We start from the raw sequence: 16563 nt of genomic DNA on the forward strand, positions 1-16563 counted from the left end.
ACGCCGACAGGACTGGGCAGTTACGTTACTCATAAGTAGCATGGGTCCTGAGCGCGCGCTCAGCGTGCCGCAGCAGTGCAGTCCCGCACCCTGGAGGAGAGCCATCGTGCCTCGTACCGTCAGGGACGTCGTCTTCGTCGACGGCGTCCGCACCCCGTTCGGCAAGGCGGGCCCGAAGGGCATCTACCACGAGACCCGCGCCGACGACCTCGTCGTGAAGGCGATCCGGGAGCTGCTGCGCCGCAACCCGGGTCTCGACCCGAAGAAGATCGACGAGGTCGCCATCGCTGCGACCACCCAGATCGGCGACCAGGGCCTGACCCTCGGCCGCACCGCCGGCATCCTCGCGGGCCTCCCGCAGTCCGTCCCCGGCTACTCCATCGACCGCATGTGTGCCGGCGCCCTGACCGCGGTGACGACCACCGCCGGTTCCATCGCCTTCGGCGCCTACGACGCCGTCATCGCCGGTGGTGTCGAGCACATGGGCCGCCACCCCATGGGCGAGGGCGTGGACCCGAACCCGCGGTTCGTCAGCGAGAAGCTGGTCGACGAGTCGGCCCTGTTCATGGGCATGACCGCGGAGAACCTGCACGACCGCTACCCGCACATCACCAAGCAGCGCGCCGACGAGTACGCGGTGCGCTCGCAGGAGAAGGCCGCCAAGGCGTACGCCAACGGCAAGATCCAGCAGGACCTGGTGCCGATCTCCGTGCGTCGCACCAACCCCGAGGGCGGCGAGACGGGCTGGGGCCTGGTCACCGCCGACGAGCCGATGCGCCCGGGCACCACCCTGGAGAACCTGGCGGGCCTCAAGACCCCGTTCCGCGTCCACGGCCGGGTCACCGCCGGCAACGCGGCCGGTCTGAACGACGGCGCCACCGCGTCGATCATCGCGAGCGAGGACTTCGCCCGCGAGAACAACCTGCCGGTCAAGATGCGCCTGGTCTCCTACGCCTTCGCGGGCGTCGAGCCGGAGGTCATGGGCTACGGCCCGATCCCGGCCACGGAGAAGGCCCTCGCCAAGGCCGGTCTGTCGATCGAGGACATCAACCTCTTCGAGATCAACGAGGCCTTCGCCGTCCAGGTCCTGGCCTTCCTGGACCACTACGGCATCGCCGACGACGACGAGCGCGTCAACCAGTACGGCGGCGCCATCGCCTTCGGCCACCCGCTGGCCTCCTCCGGCGTCCGCCTGATGACGCAGCTGGCCCGCCAGTTCGAGGAGCAGCCGCACGTCCGCTACGGCCTGACCACCATGTGCGTCGGCTTCGGCATGGGCGCGACGGTCATCTGGGAGAACCCGCACTTCGAGGGGGACAAGTGAGCACCACCGCTGAGCTGTTGAAGGGTGCGGCCGAGCTGTTCCCGGACGAGGTCGTCACAAGTGCGCACGTACGCCACTTCGATCTGCCCTTCCAGGCCGGGCGGTTCGCCCTGATCACCCTGGACAACGGGCACGACCACACCAAGCCGACCACCTTCGGCCCGGCCTCGCTGGCGAACCTCAACACCGCCATCGACCAGGTCGAGAAGGAGGCCGCGGACGGCGACATCGTCGGCGTCGGCATCACCGGCAAGCCGTTCATCTTCGCGGTCGGCGCCGACCTCAAGGGCGTCGAGCTGCTGAAGGAGTACGACCACGCGCTCGCCATCGGCAAGGGCGGCCACGAGGTCTTCAAGCGCCTCGCCGGCCTCGCCGTGCCGACCTTCGCGTACTACAACGGCGCGGCCATGGGCGGCGGCGTCGAGGTCGGTCTGCACTGCACGTACCGGACCGTCTCGAAGGCCGTCCCGGCGTTCTCGCTCCCCGAGGTGTTCCTGGGCCTGGTCCCGGGCTGGGGCGGCTGCACGCTGCTGCCGAACCTGATCGGCGCGGACCGCGCGGTCAGCGTCGTCATCGAGAACTCGCTCAACCAGAACAAGCAGCTCAAGGGCCGGCAGGTCTTCGACCTCGGGATCGCCGACGCGATCTTCGAGGGCGCCGACTTCCTGGAGCAGTCGCTGCTGTGGACGGCCTCCGTCCTCAAGGGCGACATCGAGGTCGAGCGCCCGGTCATCGACCGCACCGAGGCCTGGGACCAGGCCGTCGAGCGCGGCCGTGCCTTCGCCGACTCCAAGGTGCACGGCGCGGCCCCGGCCGCCTACCGCGCCCTGGACATCATCGCCGCCGCCAAGAACGGCGACCTCCAGCAGGGCTATGACGCCGAGGACAAGGCCCTCGCCGACCTGATCATGGGCGGTGAACTGCGCGCCGGTATCTACGCGTTCAACCTGGTGCAGAAACGCGGCAAGCGTCCGGCGGGTGCTCCGGACAAGTCGCTGGCCCGTCCGGTCACCAAGGTCGGCGTCGTGGGCGCGGGCCTCATGGCCTCGCAGCTCGCCCTGCTCTTCCTACGCCGCCTCGAGGTGCCCGTCGTCCTGACGGACATCGACCAGGAGCGCGTCGACAAGGGTGTGGGTTATGTCCACGCCGAGATCGACAAGCTGCTCGGCAAGGGCCGGATCAACCAGGACAAGGCCAACCGCCTCAAGGCGCTGGTCTCCGGTGTCCTGGACAAGGCCGAGGGCTTCGCGGACGCGGACTTCATCATCGAGGCCGTGTTCGAGGAAATGGGCGTCAAGCAGCAGGTGTTCGCGGAGGTCGAGGCGGTCGCCCCGGCGCACGCGATCCTTGCCACCAACACCTCCTCCCTGTCGGTGTCGGAGATGGCGTCGAAGCTGCAGCACCCCGAGCGGGTCGTCGGCTTCCACTTCTTCAACCCGGTCGCGGTCCTGCCGCTGCTCGAGATCGTCCGCGGCGAGCAGACCGACGACGCCTCGCTGGCCACCGCCTTCGGTGTCGCCAAGAAGCTGAAGAAGACGGCGGTTCTGGTGAAGGACGCCCCGGCGTTCGTCGTGAACCGCATCCTCACCCGCTTCATGGGCGAGATCCAGAACGTCATCGACGAGGGCACGCCGGTCGAGGTCGCCGAGAAGGCGGTCGAGCCGCTGGGCCTGCCGATGTCGCCGCTGGTCCTGCTCGAGCTGGTCGGTCCGGCGATCGGCCTGCACGTCTCCGAGACGCTCAACAAGGCGTTCCCGGACCGCTTCACGGTCTCCCCGAACCTCAAGGCGGTCGTCGAGGCGGGCAAGCGCGGCTTCTACGTCTACGACAGCGGTAAGCCCGAGCTGGATCCCGAGGTCGCCGCGCTGCTGAAGCAGGGCGACACCGTCCTCACCGAGGAGCAGGTGCGGACCCGGGTGCTGGACGCGGTGGCGCAGGAGATCGGGCTCATGCTCGACGAGGGCGTCGTCGCCGAGGCCCAGGACATCGACCTCTGCCTGATCACGGGTGCCGGCTGGCCCTTCCACCTGGGCGGCATCACGCCGTACCTGGACCGTGAGGGTGTCTCCGAGCGGGTGAACGGGAAGCGGTTCCTGGCCCCGGGTGTGGCATCGGTTCCGGTGTAACGGCCGTACGGCGTAAGTGAAGAGGGCCTCCGCGGTGTGCGGGGGCCCTCCTTCATGTACAGCTCCAGGTCGTTCCTCCTCGGGCGCCCGCCGCGCGGCACCACACGCCGCTCAGACAACCTGCCACGCGGTCAACGCCAACCCCGGCTCGTCCTTCTGCCGGGTCAGCCGCAGTCGGCCGTCCGGTGTCGCCGTCGCGGCGACGACACGGCCCTCGGTGTCCTCCGCCAGCGCGACCCGCGCGCCAGCCGGCAACTGGGGTCCGGACTCGGTCCACCACAGGCCCGCCGTCTCCTGCTCGGTGGGATACGCCGCGAAGGCCACCCTTCCGGAGGACGAATGCTGGGCCAGCAGGGTGCAGTCATGGCCATCGAGGACGCAGCGCAGGGCCGCCACGGGCCCTGGCCCCGCGGCAGCGACCAGCGCGATCGGCTCACTGCCGGGACGCCAGGCGTACAGCATGCCCTCGGGGTCCGCGTAGAACAGCGTCGTGTACTCCTTCGAAGTGGGCAGCGCGCTCAGCGTGCCCGGCTCGACCCGTACGGGCAGCGGGTCGGCCGCGACCGGACGGGCGCCCGGCTCCTGCTGCAACCAGCGCAGGACGCCCGCGGGGCTGGTGGCGTACACCTCGACCCGTCCCAACCCCCCCGTGACGGCGACGAGTTCCTCGTCCACCTTGGAGCCCTTGAGGTCGTGCCAGCCGTTCCAGCCGCCGCGCTCCTTCTGGTTGATGGTGTGGACGCCCCTGCCGCGGTTGCGGACGAAGACGTAGGCGCGTCCTTCGGCGTCGACGGCCACGGCGGGCATCCCGGTCCGCTCGCCCTTCTTGTTGGGGTGACCGATCGGCATCCAGTCGAGGGCGGCGAGGTGGGGGCGGAAGTGCGTGGAGTGAACCAGGCCCGCCTCGCCGCCCGCGGTGGGCCGCCAGGCGACGAGGTGCGCGTATCCGTCGGCGCCCTGGCCGACGGCGAGCCCGGGGTGCAGACGTTGGTCTCCGCCCACCTTTCGGGAGGGCAGCCAGGCGCCGCCCGGATGGCGCTCGGCCCAGCACCACGCGGCCTCGTCACTCGGGGCGTAGGCGCTGAGCCGCCCGTCACGGCCGCGTATGAGCCAGTCGCCGTTCACTGCACGGACCATTGACACGCCCCCACTTTAATCGGGTCTGCCGGGTTCCCTCTCGGCGGCTCGTGCGACCCTGGGTGGCATGAGTGCGCCACTCCTGGTCGTCGTCGACGCTGCCAACGTGGTCGGTTCGGTGCCTGATGGCTGGTGGCGGGACCGGCACGGGGCGGCGGAGCGGTTGCGGGATCGGCTGGCGGCGGATGGGGTGCCGGGGCGGGCGGAGCCTGTGGACATCGTTCTCGTGGTGGAGGGGGCCGCCCGCGGGGTGGCGTCCGTAGCGGGGGTACGGGTCGAGGCGGCGGGCGGGAGTGGGGACGATCGGATCGTTGAGCTGGTGGCGGAGGCCGGCGAACGCTCTTGCCTGGTCGTCACGGCGGACCGTGAGCTGCGGCGGCGGGTCGGGGAGTTGGGGGCGGAGGTCGTGGGGCCGCGTGCCGTGAGGTGAGCAGGGTTGGCGGGTGACCCGGCGTTGGTGTGGGCGCAAGGGTCGCGCTGCCCGGCGTTGCGGGGTGCCGCCGCGCCCACCCGTGCCGCCCTGGGGGTCCCCCCAGGCCCTTAAGGCACTGGGGGAGGCACGACTGCCCGCAGCTAACCCACTCGGGCGTACAGCACCGCCCCGTCCACCTCCCCCACCTCCTCATATCCCGCCGACAGCAACCGCCGTAGGCTCGGCAGGCGTTCCGGTGCGTACGGCTTGCCTCGGGAGTCGTCGATGATCAGAGCGGGGGGATGTGCGGTCAACTCGGCGCGGAAGATCGGCCAGGCTCCCTCTACGGCGTGTTTCTCGCCGACCTGGGGGCCGTTGCGGCCGCCGCTGTAGTTGGTGAGGAGGCCGGCGGTGAGGTAGCGGCTGGCGGGAGTGCGGTCGGCGAGCCAGTACGTCTCCGGGTGCATGCCCCAGATCAGGACGCGGTCGCCGGGGTCGGTGCGGCGTGCGGTGGCGTCCGCGAGGCGCTGGGCGTGGGCGAGTTCGGTGCGGGGGGCCAGCAGGCCCCAGGCCAGGAAGAGGGTGCAGCAGCAGGCCGAGGTGAGGACGGCGGCGATCAGGCGCTCGCGGGGCAGGATGTGCAGTGCGGCCGTCGCCAACAGGACCAGCGGCGGCAGGAGTTGCAGGTAGTAGTGGCCGAAGAAATGGAAGCCGGCCAGCACCGCCCCAGCCGACGCGGCGAACCACAGCCACAGGTCGGCAGCGCCGGTGCGGGCGATGCGCAGCACCCGCACGACCGGGGGGATCAGGCCCGCGCACCCCACGGCCAGGATCGCGGTGTTGGCCAGGGCCCGGCCCAGTACGTGGAGTTCGGAGCCCCTGAAGGAGGCGTACGCCCCCGATCCGGTGACCGTCCAGAAGAGGAAGCCGGCCGGGTCGGTGACCAGGGTCGCGCCCAGCACCGGCAGCACGGCCCCCGCGCCCAGCCGCAACAGCCCTCCCCGCGAGCCACCGCCCGCACGGATGCACAGCCACATCACCGGCAGCAGTACGGCCGCCCCGGTCTGCTTGGTGAGGAAGGCACAGGCGACGGCCACCCCCGCGGCTCCCCAGTGGCGGCGGTCCGCGCACCACATCGCGGCGGCCGTGCAGGGCAGTATGAACACCTCGAAGCCGGCGGCCTGCGCGTCCTCGGGGTTGAGCCCCACGGAGGCCGGCAGGTACAGCAGGCCGGCGGTGCGGCCGGCGCGGTCGCCCCAGCGGCGCCGGGCGTGCGAGGCGAGCAGGACGGCGGTGAGCAGGTGGGCCAGCACTGCCAGCACCCTGACCGGCGTGAGCGACTCGGATCCGGCGACCGCGAACATCCCCTCGTACAGCCACGGCACGAGCGGCGGCTTGCGGTCCACGACCGTCTCGTACAGCTCTCCCCCGTGCGCCAGCATCCGCGCCTGTACGGCGAGATAGCCCTCGTCGGGATTCCACAGCGGCCGGATGAAGGAGGGGACCCGGGTGAGACAGGCCAGCCCGGCCAGCAGAGGCAGCAGCCGGGTCCAGTAGCCGTGCTTCTCCCCCGGTGCGGACACGGAGCGTGGCGGGGCGAGGGACTCGGCGCGCATACGCCGTACGCTATCCGGCCCCGTATGCCCCACTGAAACAGGACATACGGGGCCGGAGCCTCAAACTGCGACGGTCACTGCTCGTCGCCGCGGGCCGGTTTCATCGCCTCGGCGACGGTGGTCTCCTCGTGGCGTCCGAGACGGCTGTGGGAGCGGCCGTAGAGGAAGTAGACGACGAAGCCGATCGCCATCCAGATGGCGAACCGCACCCAGGTCTCGGCGGACAGGTTCAGCATCAGCCACAGGGAGGCCAGCACGGACACGATCGGGAGCACGGGCACCCAGGGGGTGCGGAAGGCGCGGTGCAGGTCGGGGCGGGTCCTGCGGAGGATGTTCACGCCCAGCGCGACGACCACGAAGGCGAACAGGGTGCCGATGTTCACCAGCGCGGCGAGTTCCTGCAGGGGCGTGAATCCGGCGAGGATCGCGATGAGGACGCCGAGCAGGATGGTCGGCCGGTGCGGGGTCTTGAACCGCGGGTGGACGCGGGAGAAGAAGCGGGGCAGCAGGCCGTCCCGGCTCATCGCGAAGAACACCCGGGTCTGGCCGAGCAGCAGGATCATGCAGACGGTGGTCAGGCCGACTGCGGCGCCGAAGCTGATGAAGCCCGCGTACCAGGGGTGCCCGGTGGCCTTGAACGCGTCGGCGAGCGGGGCGTCCACCGACAGTCGGCTGTAGTGCTGCATACCGGTGACGACGATCGACACCAGGACGTAGAGCGCGGTGCAGATGAACAGGGAGCCGAGGATGCCGCGGGGCATGTCGCGCTGCGGGTTCCTGGTCTCCTCGGCGGCGGTGGCCACGACGTCGAAGCCGATGAACGCGAAGAAGACGACCGAGGCGGCGGTGAAGATGCCCATCACGCCGAAGTCGGACGGCGCCCAGCCGAACATCAGCTGAATAAGCGGCGACTCCAGGCTCTTCCCCGCCGCCTGGGGCTGCGCCTCGGGAATGAACGGTTTGTAGTTGTCGGCCGTGATGAAGAAGGCACCCGCGATGATCACGACCAGGACGACGGTCACCTTGATGGCGACGACGAGCGAGGTGACGCGCGCGGACAGCTTCATGCCGAGCACCAGGATCACGGTGAGGACGAGCACCAGGGCGGCGGCGAGGACGTCGAAGCCGAAGCCTTCGGCGCCCTCCCGGGTCCCGAGCGCCTCGGGCATGTGCCAGCCCACGTTGTCCATCAGCGAGGCGATGTAGCCGGACCAGCCGACGGCCACCACCGCCGTGCCCAGCGCGAACTCCAGGACGAGGTCCCAGCCGATGATCCAGGCGGGCAGTTCGCCCAGGGAGGCGTACGAGAAGGTGTACGCGGAGCCGGCCACCGGGACGGTGGAGGCGAACTCCGCGTAACAGAGCGCGGCCAGGGCGCAGACGACGCCGGCCGCCACGAAGGACAGCGCCACGGCCGGTCCGGCGTGGTTCTTCGCGGCCGTGCCGGTGAGGACGAAGATGCCGGTGCCGATGATGACGCCGACGCCGAAGACCGTCAGGTCCAGGGCGGACAGGGATTTCTTGAGCGCGTGCTCGGGTTCCTCGGTATCGAGGATCGACTGCTCGACCTTCTTCGTCCGGAAGAGGGTGCTGCTCACGGCGTACCTCCCACGCTTGCCGTTCTCGACATGATCGAGAGGGGGCGTAGTGCGTATGCCCCGGCGTGGGCGGTTTCACGCTGATGGGCCGGTTTCACCACTCTTCACCGTGGTGAAACCGACCCATTCAGGGGTTGTGAACCGGGCGTGAGTAGTTACGGTACAGGAAATCCCGGTGAGATTGATCTTGCTGGGGTTCACCTACCTCGCGGGCGCTTCGAGCTGGCGGGGGAGGGCGCCCGCGCGCAGTTCGCGCAGGTCGGGGATGTGGTTGTAGAGGGTTCCCGGGGAGACGCCAAGGAGCGCGGCGATCGAGGTGATGGAGCGGCCGGGACGCGGCCGGCCCGCAGCTCCTGCAGATCGGGGATGTGGTTGTAGAGGGTGCCGGGGCTGACCCCGAGCAGCTTGGCAATCGAGGTGATCGAGTGCTCGGGGTTGGGGAGCATGTCGCGGGCGGCCCGGATGATGTCCGCGTTGACCACGGTGGGCCGGCCGCCGACCCTGCTACGGGCGCGCGGGCGGAGGCCAGGCCCTCGCGGGTGCCGGAGACGATCAGCTCGCGGATGAACTCGGCGAGCGCGGCGAAGACGTGGAAGATCAGGCGCCCACCGGTGGTGGTGGTGTCCAGGCGCTCATGCAGCGAGGTGAAGCCGATCTCCCAGCTCCGCAGCTAGCCGACCATGGTCACCAGGTCCTAGAGCGAGCGGCCGTAGCGGTCGAGCGCGGGGACCACCAGGGTGTCGCCGGGCTGGAGGAAGGCGTGGCACGCCTTCAGCTCGGGCCGCAGGTCGTCCTTGCCAGCCCTCTTGTCCGCGAAGATCCGGCGGCAGCCGGCCGCGGTGAGGGCGTCGATCTGGCAGTCGAGCTTCTGTCCGCCGGTGGACACCCGGGCGTAGCCGATGCGGATCTCGGTCCGGACGGCGGGCAGCGACCAGGAGGTCGAACGCGGCGGGTTCACGTGGCGTGGTCACGCCCGAAATCCTGTCAGAAAACGGTGATCCGAGGTTGTTGCACGGGGGTTTTTGAAGGATCTGAGGACCGTCCGGCTGCCTGCCCGGCGGTCTTCAACAAACGAAGGTTTCTTGAAGGTTAGTAGCTCTGCGAGCAAGTAATCGGTTGTCTGTAAGCGATGGTTGTGACTCCATTGGTGGCCATGGCTACCCAGGTGCGCCCGCCACGGCGAGATGAGATGTACGCGTACTACCGGGCCTTGCCCTATACGAGCGGGTTGCCGCAGTGGGAGCCGGCTGATGCCGCATGGCACGGTGGTCCGGAGCCGTGGCCTCCACAGCGCACTCCGGCGACCGCCGAACAGCTTGAGGAGTGGGCAGAAGCTGACGCCGAGGACGGATCTTTCCATCCGATTGCGACGTTCACCGACGGCGCGTGCGTCGGCGCATCGGCCACCATCTCCTTCGACGTGACGGTACCCGGCGGGAGCACGGTCAAGATGGCCGGCGTCACTGCCACCGGGGTTATCGCTACACACCGCCGCCGCGGTTACCTGCGGCGGATGATGCAGGCCATGTTCGATGCGGCTTTGGACCGGGGTGAGCCGTTGGCAATGCTCAGTGCGAGCGAGGGCAGCATCTACGGCCGATTCGGGTTTTCGCCGGCAACCTATCGCGCGCGGTGGGAGCTGGACCGTCACGAAGCCGCCCTCCTTCCGGCAGCGCCCGATCCGGGTTCGCTGGAGCTGGTCGACGCCGCGCAGGCGAAGCAGTTCTGGCCTGTGGTGCACGCGGAGGTGCGTGTAAACCGTGTCGGTGAGCTCACCCCCTTGCCCGGACGCTGGGATGGGTTGTCCGACAGCGCAGACGGCACGAATGGACCGCTGCGATATCTCGTCCACCGTGACCAGCATGGCGATGTGGACGGCGTTGCCAACTTTCGGTTGCCGTGGTCCTCGACAGTCGCGAATGCAGGAACGCTCGTCGTCGAGGCGTTGGAGGCGACGAACCCGGTGGCCTATCGCGCCCTGTGGAGCCTGCTGGTCGACTTCGATCTCACCAGGACCATCGTGGCGCCAGGTCGTCCGCGCGACGAACCACTGCGGTGGATGCTCGCGAACCCACGGGCGATGCGCATCACCCGTCAGTCGGACAACCTGTGGGCGCGCCTTCTCAACGTTCCCCTCGCCCTGACACAGCGTTCGTACGACACGGCCGGCGAGTTGACGTTCACCATCGATGACGACCGAATGTGCTCGGCAAACAACCGGACATGGCTCCTCCGCGCGTGCGGTGCCTCGGTGACATGCGTTGCCACTGACCGGGAGGCGGACCTGACCATCACAGTGCCGGCGCTTAGTTCGCTCTACTTCGGGGGCAGGTCGGCACATGACCTGGCGTATGCGGGCCACATCACTCCGCACTCCGACGGCGTGATCGGGCAGCTGGCCCGGATGTTCCGCATCGACACCGAACCGCACAACTCCTTCGGCTTCTAGGGGCATCACTCGAACCCGGCCACTCGCAGCGCGGTCAGTCCTCGTTCTCGCCGTCCTCAGAGGCGTCCGGGTCCCGGAAGGGGCGCAGTCCCTGGTCGGGGCCGTTGGCCTTGATGTTGAACAGGTAGCGGCCCAGGAAGTTGATGTGCCAGTCCTTGAGCGGGGAGAGACGGGCCACGTCCTCGTCGTCGGTGAAGTCCCGGTACTTGAACCGCTTCTGGATCTCGGCCGCGTGCTTGTACACCGTCGACCGGCGCTCGGCGTACCGCTTCACGCACGAGGCGTCGGCGATGCCGGGCTGCCCGGCCAGGTATTCCACGGCCTCCCACGGCACTGCGAGCGGGTCCTCGCCCAGGAACCGGCCGACGTAGCGGACCGTGCAGATCTGCACCGCCATGCCCAGTCGGTGCGCGTCCGTACGACGCAGCGCGATCAGATCACGGTCGTCATCGTCGAGGAAGAAGAACCGCTCCAGCTCCGGGGGCGCGGGCACCTCGGTGAACGTCCCGTACGCCTCGGCCTGCTCATCAGTCAGAAACTCCACCGGCACGGCCGGACCGTAGCCAGCGTCACCACCCGCCCGACGATCTTTCCGGGAACCTCAGCGAGGCCCCCGGCAGGTGTGCTAGCCGACCAAGATCAATCTCACCGGGATTTCCTATACCTCAACTACTCACACCCGTGAACCGCTGTCGCATGTGAAGTTCCCCCCTGGACCTGGACAGCGGATGGTTACGCTGCGGGGGTGAGGTCGTGGGCCGTCAGGGTTCTAGTCTCGAGCGGCGTGACGTAGCCGTACACGGGGTGCTTGCGCAGCCGGGTGCGGTTGTACTCGACCTCTATGAAGCGGAAGACGTCAGCGCGGGCCGCTTCGTGGGACTCCCAGACGGTGGTTCCGATCTCCGCTTTCAGCAGTCCGAAAAAGCTTTCGGCCGCGGCGTTATCGTAACACGAGCCCGTTCTTCCCATACTCTGCCTCAGGTTCAACTCCCGTATCAGCATGCGGTATTCGCGCGACGTGTACTCCGAGCCCCGGTCCGAGTGCGCGATGCAGCCCGGCTTGAGGGCGCCACGGCCGGCGGCCATCTTCAGGGCGTCGACGACCAGCTCGGCGCGGTGGTGGTCGGCCATCGCGTACCCGACCACCTCGCGAGTAGCCAGGTCGATGACCGTCGCCAGATACCACCAGCCGGCCAACGTCGGCAGATAGGTGATGTCGGAGACCAGCTTCGTGCCCGGCTCGACAGCGGTGAAGTCGCGTCCGACCAGGTCCGGGGAGGGTGCCGCCTTACGGTCTGCCTTGGTGAGGCTGCGCCGCTTGCGGCGGGTGATCCCGCGGATGTCGTGCTCGCGCATCAGCCGCTCGACCCTCTTCCGGTTGATCCGGCGTCCCCGGCGGCGCAGGGCCGCGGTGATCCTCGGGGAGCCGTAGGCGCGGCGGGACTCCTCGTGGATCTGCCGGATCTCGGCCACCAGTTCGTCCTCCTCGCGCGCTGTGGCGGCAGCGGCCGGACGGGCGGCGAGGTAGGCGTAGTAGCCGGAGCGTGAGATCTTCAGAGCCCGGCACAGCAACGAGACGCTGTAGCCGTCCGGACGGTCGGGGCCGGCCTTCTCCACGTCGACGAACGCGTAGCGCGCGGCTACGTCTACTTCGTCTTGTGGTTCGCGAAGAAGGCGGTCGCTTTTCCCAGCACCTCGATGGTCTGTTCCATCTCGCGGACCTTGCGGCGCAGTCGCACCAGTTCCTCGCGCTCCGCCGTGGTCAACGCTCCCGCCGGCCCCTGCCCACGGTCGGTCTTGTCCTGGTTGACCCAGTTCCGCAGTCCCTCGGCGCTGACGCCGATGTCCCGGGCGACCTCGGTGACCGTCTTGCCCGACGAGTACACCAGGGCCACCGCGTCGCGCTTGAACTCGGCCGTGTACCGCTTGCTCGTATTGCTCTTCTTGCTCACTACCTGGAACTGCTTCCTCCGGGACCGTCCGTCCCAGTATCAGGCTGTCCGGGCAGCGGGGGGAACTTCACATGGCAGCGTACGAGCATGTTCTGGGGCGTATGAGTGAGTGTCCGGGCTGCGGCAGGTGTGCTCCCCGGGGAGGGGAACGTGAGTTCTCACATCGAGTGGGTGACCTTTTCGGGTGGTGGTCGTTGGGTGCGGTGACGGGTTCTTCGGTGCCGGTTGAGGGGGGAGCGGGGTGGGCGGGCTGCGGGAGGTGGCGGCGCCGTTCGTCGTGCCCGGCCCCTCGGGGGTGGCGGTCCGTGACCGGCTCAAGCACCTGACCGCCGTGGACGAGGAGGTGCTGCGCCTGGTCGGCGACCATCTGGACGCGCTGGCCTCCCGTGACCTGAAGGCCCGGTGCGCGGCCGGGCCGGACCACGACACCGACGCCTGGGCCGAGCGCAAGCGGATCCTCACGACGCAGTCGTCGTCCCGCTGGGCCGGGAGCCTCACGAAGGCCACCCACGACCAGTGGGCGCTGGCCCGCCGGGCTCAGCTCGCGCACATCCAGAACCTTGAAGCCGGGGTACGGCCGATCGCGCACCGGCTGTCCCTGCCCGTGGGCGAGAAGGGCACCAAGCACGCTCCGGGCGGCTACCACAGCAGGCAGGAGTGGTTCGCCAAATCCCGCCGCCTGCACGTCCTCCAAGACCGGCTGGGCGCGGCGCGGGCCGACTGGCAGGCCGGGCTCGTGCGCGTGGTGCGCGGCGGGAAGCAGCTGCTGAACACCCGCCACCACCTGCAGGCCGCCCGGCTCACCGAAGCCGAGTGGCGCCGACGGTGGCAGGCCGGGCGCCGGTTCCTCGCCGCGGACGGCGAATCCGGCAAGCGGTACGGCAACGAGACCCTCCGCGTCACCCCCCACGGCGAGGTCTCGATCAAACTCCCGGCGCCGCTGGCGCACCTGGCGAACGCCCCGCACGGCCGGTACGTCCTCGCCGCGCGGGTGGCGTTCGCGCACCGGGGCGAGCAGTGGCGCGACCGCGTGGCCGCGAACCGGGCCGTCGCCTACCGCATCCACGAAGACGTGACCCGGGGCCGCTGGTACCTCACCGCCTCATGGACCGTTCCCCCGGTCACCACCGTGCCTCTGGCCACCGCCCGCGCGAGGGGCCTGGTCGGTGTCGACACCAACGCCGACCATCTGGCCGCCTGGCGTCTCGACGAGCACGGCAACCCCGTCGGTGCCCCGCGCACCTTCGCCTACGACCTGGCCGGCACCGCCGACCACCGTGACGCCCAGGTCCGCCACGCCCTCATCCGGCTGCTGCACTGGGCCAAGCGGTACGGTCTGGCCCTCGCGGTCGAGGACCTCGACTTCGCGGCGGACAAGACCCGGGAGAAGCACGGCAGACGCAAGCAGTTCCGCAAGCTCATCTCCGGCATGCCCGTGGCGAAACTACGCTCCCGGCTGGCGTCGATGGCCGCCGAACTCGGCATCCCGCTCATCGCCGTCGACCCCGCCTACACCTCCAAGTGGGGCGCCCAGCACTGGCAACGCCCCCTCGCCAGCAAGACCAGGAAGACCACCCGTCACCACGCCGCAGGCGTGGCGATCGGACGACGCGCCCTCGGGCACCCGATCCGGCTGGGGGTACCTCCCAGGCCCTTAAGGCACTGGGGGAGGACGGCACCGCCCCGCGACGACCAGAGCGATCGTCGCGGGCATCGGACCGCCCAGGCCGGACCAGGCACCCCAGGGCGTGAGGAAAGCCGCCCCCGCATCCCCGGACCACGGACACGATCCGTGCCGCCCGGACGCGGAGCGAAAGCGGCCGACCAGTGTGCCCAACACCGTTCGGGGCACACGGCTGAGCACGGGTTCTGGCAACAGGACCCACTCCCGCTCAGCCCGTAGGAACGGTTTCAGTCGCGTGCGGCCTCGATCTCGTCGGCCGCGGACCGCTCGTAGCGTCCGTCGAGCCTGGCGACCAGCCCGGTGACCTGGCGGGCGATGTCCGGGGCGGTGAGCCCGATCTCCGCCATGACCTCGGCGCGGGAGGCGTGGTCGAGGAAGCGCGGCGGGATGCCGAAGTCCCGCAGCGGGACGTCGACGCCCGCGTCCCGCAGGGTCTGCGCGACGGCCGATCCGACGCCGCCGACCCGGGAGTTGTCCTCCACGGTGACGACCACGCGGTGCCGCTCGGCGAGCGGGACCATGGCCTCGTCCACCGGCTTGACCCAGCGCGGGTCGACGACGGTGGTGGAGATGCCCTGCTTGTCGAGGAGCGTGGCGATCTCCAGGCACATCGGCGCGAGGGCGCCGACGGAGACCAGCAGCACGTCGGGGGTGGTGGTGCCGGGCTCGCGCAGCACGTCCATGCCGCCGACGCGGCCGACGGCGGGTACGGCGGGGCCGACGGCGCCCTTGGAGAAACGGACGACGGTCGGGGCGTCCTTGACCTCGACGGCCTCGCGGAGCTGGGCGCGGACCTGCTCGGCGTCCCGCGGTGCGGCCAGCCGCAGCCCGGGGACGACCTGGAGGATCGACATGTCCCACATGCCGTTGTGGGAGGCGCCGTCGGTGCCGGTGACGCCGGCGCGGTCGAGCACGAAGGTGACGCCGCACTTGTGCAGGGCCACGTCCATGAGGACCTGGTCGAAGGCGCGGTTGAGGAAGGTGGCGTAGACGGCGAAGACGGGGTGCACCCCGCCGTGGGCGAGGCCCGCGGCCGACACGGCGCCGTGCTGCTCGGCGATGCCGACGTCGTAGACCCGCTCGGGGAAGCGCTTGGCGAACTTGTCGAGGCCCACCGGCTGGAGCATGGCGGCGGTGATGGCGACGATGTCCTCACGCTCCTCGCCCAGCTTGACCATCTCGTCGCCGAAGACGGAGGTCCAGTCGGCACCGCTCGTGGCGATCGGCAGGCCGGTGTCGGGGTGGATCTTGCCGACGGCGTGGAAGCGGTCGGCCTCGTCCTGGAGGGCGGGCTGGTAGCCGCGGCCCTTCTCGGTGAGGCAGTGCACGATGACCGGCCCGCCGAAGCGCTTGGCGCGGGCGAGCGCCGACTCCAGGGCCTCGATGTCGTGGCCGTCGATCGGGCCGACGTACTTCAGCCCGAGGTCCTCGAACATGCCCTGCGGGGCGATGAAGTCCTTGAGGCCCTTCTTGGCCCCGTGCAGGGTCTCGTAGAGGGGCTTGCCGACGACCGGGGTGCGGTCGAGGATCTCCTTGGTGCGGGTGAGGAAGCGCTCGTACCCGTCGGTCGTGCGCAGCGTCGCCAGGTGGTTCGCGAGGCCGCCGATGGTGGGCGCGTACGACCGCTCGTTGTCGTTGACGACGATGACGAGGGGGCGGTCCTTGGCCTCGGCGATGTTGTTCAGCGCCTCCCAGGCCATACCGCCGGTGAGCGCGCCGTCACCGATGACGGCCACGACATGGTCGTCGCGTTTGCGCAGCTGGTTGGCTTTCGCGAGGCCGTCGGCCCAGCCGAGGACGGTCGAGGCGTGCGAGTTCTCGATGACGTCGTGCTCGGACTCGGCCTGCGAGGGGTAGCCGGACAGGCCGCCCTTCATCTTCAGCCTGCTGAAGTCCTGACGGCCGGTGAGCAGCTTGTGGACGTAGGACTGGTGGCCGGTGTCCCAGAGCACCTTGTCCTTCGGCGAGTCGAAGACCCGGTGCAGGGCGATGGTCAGCTCGACCACACCGAGGTTGGGGCCGAGGTGGCCGCCGGTCTTGGAAACCGCCTCGACGAGGAAGGTCCGGATCTCCTCTGCCAGCTGGTCCAGCTGCTCCAGGCTGAGCCGGTCCAGATCGCGCGGTCCCCTGATGCGGGTCAGCAGCGGCACCCGTGCCTCCTTGCAGTAGAGCTGTTCGAGCTGTTGCCGGGCCTGACGAGTCTAATGTTCCGCCCAGGCGACCGACGCCGGGGCGGTGCGTCATACATCACGCGTTCGGCTCTAC

Annotated in this window: 11 protein-coding genes and 2 pseudogenes; 5 read left to right on the top strand and 8 right to left on the bottom strand. The window is 69.7% G+C overall.

Annotation, left to right across the window (positions count from 1 at the left end):
- The first annotated feature begins 106 nt into the window (after positions 1 to 106).
- Both ACKTSN_RS11270 and ACKTSN_RS11275 read left to right on the top strand, forming a co-directional pair.
- Complete coding sequence (locus ACKTSN_RS11270; RefSeq protein WP_409468978.1) at positions 107 to 1324, top strand: thiolase family protein; 1218 nt, start codon at positions 107 to 109, stop codon at positions 1322 to 1324.
- Positions 1321 to 3450 carry a 3-hydroxyacyl-CoA dehydrogenase NAD-binding domain-containing protein gene (locus ACKTSN_RS11275; protein WP_409468979.1) on the top strand — a complete coding sequence of 710 codons (2130 nt, stop codon included), beginning with the start codon at positions 1321 to 1323 and terminating at the stop codon, positions 3448 to 3450. Before ACKTSN_RS11270 ends, ACKTSN_RS11275 begins: the two co-directional genes overlap by 4 nt.
- 111 nt (positions 3451 to 3561) lie before the next feature.
- Here ACKTSN_RS11275 and ACKTSN_RS11280 read toward each other — a convergent pair whose 3' ends face one another.
- Positions 3562 to 4587, bottom strand: coding sequence for a hypothetical protein (locus ACKTSN_RS11280; protein WP_409474804.1), 1026 nt, complete (start codon positions 4585 to 4587; stop codon positions 3562 to 3564).
- A gap of 67 nt (positions 4588 to 4654) precedes the next feature.
- Here ACKTSN_RS11280 and ACKTSN_RS11285 point away from each other — a divergent pair, with 67 nt between their 5' ends.
- Entirely contained in the window at positions 4655 to 5017 is a 363-nt protein-coding gene (locus tag ACKTSN_RS11285) for an NTP pyrophosphohydrolase (protein ID WP_409468980.1), read from the top strand.
- 143 nt (positions 5018 to 5160) lie between these two features.
- Here ACKTSN_RS11285 and ACKTSN_RS11290 read toward each other — a convergent pair whose 3' ends face one another.
- The 3 genes and pseudogenes from ACKTSN_RS11290 to ACKTSN_RS11300 form a co-directional block, all read right to left on the bottom strand.
- Positions 5161 to 6615 (bottom strand): ArnT family glycosyltransferase, encoded by a 1455-nt coding sequence (locus ACKTSN_RS11290; RefSeq protein WP_409468981.1) that lies wholly within the window; start codon positions 6613 to 6615, stop codon positions 5161 to 5163.
- Between the two features lie 74 nt (positions 6616 to 6689).
- The gene (locus ACKTSN_RS11295) at positions 6690 to 8213 is read right to left on the bottom strand and encodes an amino acid permease (RefSeq protein WP_409468982.1); all 1524 of its coding nucleotides are present in this window, start codon (positions 8211 to 8213) and stop codon (positions 6690 to 6692) included.
- Between the two features lie 127 nt (positions 8214 to 8340).
- Positions 8341 to 9171, bottom strand: a pseudogene (locus ACKTSN_RS11300) (recombinase family protein).
- Between the two features lie 195 nt (positions 9172 to 9366).
- Here ACKTSN_RS11300 and ACKTSN_RS11305 point away from each other — a divergent pair.
- Positions 9367 to 10662: a GNAT family N-acetyltransferase gene (locus ACKTSN_RS11305; protein ID WP_409468983.1), complete on the top strand. Its 1296-nt coding sequence runs from the start codon at positions 9367 to 9369 to the stop codon at positions 10660 to 10662.
- 181 nt (positions 10663 to 10843) lie between these two features.
- Here ACKTSN_RS11305 and ACKTSN_RS11310 read toward each other — a convergent pair.
- From ACKTSN_RS11310 to ACKTSN_RS11320, 3 genes and pseudogenes are all read right to left on the bottom strand, one after another.
- Positions 10844 to 11212 (bottom strand): annotated as a pseudogene (locus ACKTSN_RS11310) (DUF4158 domain-containing protein); the annotation flags it as partial.
- Positions 11213 to 11394: 182 nt separating this feature from the next.
- The gene (locus ACKTSN_RS11315) at positions 11395 to 12279 is read right to left on the bottom strand and encodes an IS3 family transposase (protein WP_409467272.1); all 885 of its coding nucleotides are present in this window, start codon (positions 12277 to 12279) and stop codon (positions 11395 to 11397) included.
- Between the two features lie 29 nt (positions 12280 to 12308).
- A complete protein-coding gene (locus ACKTSN_RS11320) occupies positions 12309 to 12614 on the bottom strand; it encodes a transposase (protein WP_409467273.1) in 306 nt (101 codons plus the stop codon).
- A 241-nt stretch (positions 12615 to 12855) separates the two neighbouring features.
- Here ACKTSN_RS11320 and ACKTSN_RS11325 point away from each other — a divergent pair, with 241 nt between their 5' ends.
- Entirely contained in the window at positions 12856 to 14517 is a 1662-nt protein-coding gene (locus ACKTSN_RS11325; RefSeq protein WP_409468984.1) for an IS200/IS605 family accessory protein TnpB-related protein, read from the top strand.
- A gap of 8 nt (positions 14518 to 14525) precedes the next feature.
- Here ACKTSN_RS11325 and dxs read toward each other — a convergent pair whose 3' ends face one another.
- Complete coding sequence (gene dxs / locus ACKTSN_RS11330; RefSeq protein WP_409468985.1) at positions 14526 to 16448, bottom strand: 1-deoxy-D-xylulose-5-phosphate synthase; 1923 nt, start codon at positions 16446 to 16448, stop codon at positions 14526 to 14528.
- Between the last annotated feature and the right edge of the window lie 115 nt (positions 16449 to 16563).

It is taken from the genome of Streptomyces flavusporus (assembly GCF_046267975.1).
GTDB lineage: Bacteria > Actinomycetota > Actinomycetes > Streptomycetales > Streptomycetaceae > Streptomyces > Streptomyces flavusporus.

Coding starts and splice junctions, on each gene's coding strand:
- ACKTSN_RS11305 (WP_409468983.1), top strand. CDS start 9,367: ATGGCTACCCAGGTGCGCCCGCCACGGCGAGATGAGATGTACGCGTAC.
- ACKTSN_RS11290 (WP_409468981.1), bottom strand. CDS start 6,615: ATGCGCGCCGAGTCCCTCGCCCCGCCACGCTCCGTGTCCGCACCGGGG.
- ACKTSN_RS11285 (WP_409468980.1), top strand. CDS start 4,655: ATGAGTGCGCCACTCCTGGTCGTCGTCGACGCTGCCAACGTGGTCGGT.
- ACKTSN_RS11280 (WP_409474804.1), bottom strand. CDS start 4,587: ATGGTCCGTGCAGTGAACGGCGACTGGCTCATACGCGGCCGTGACGGG.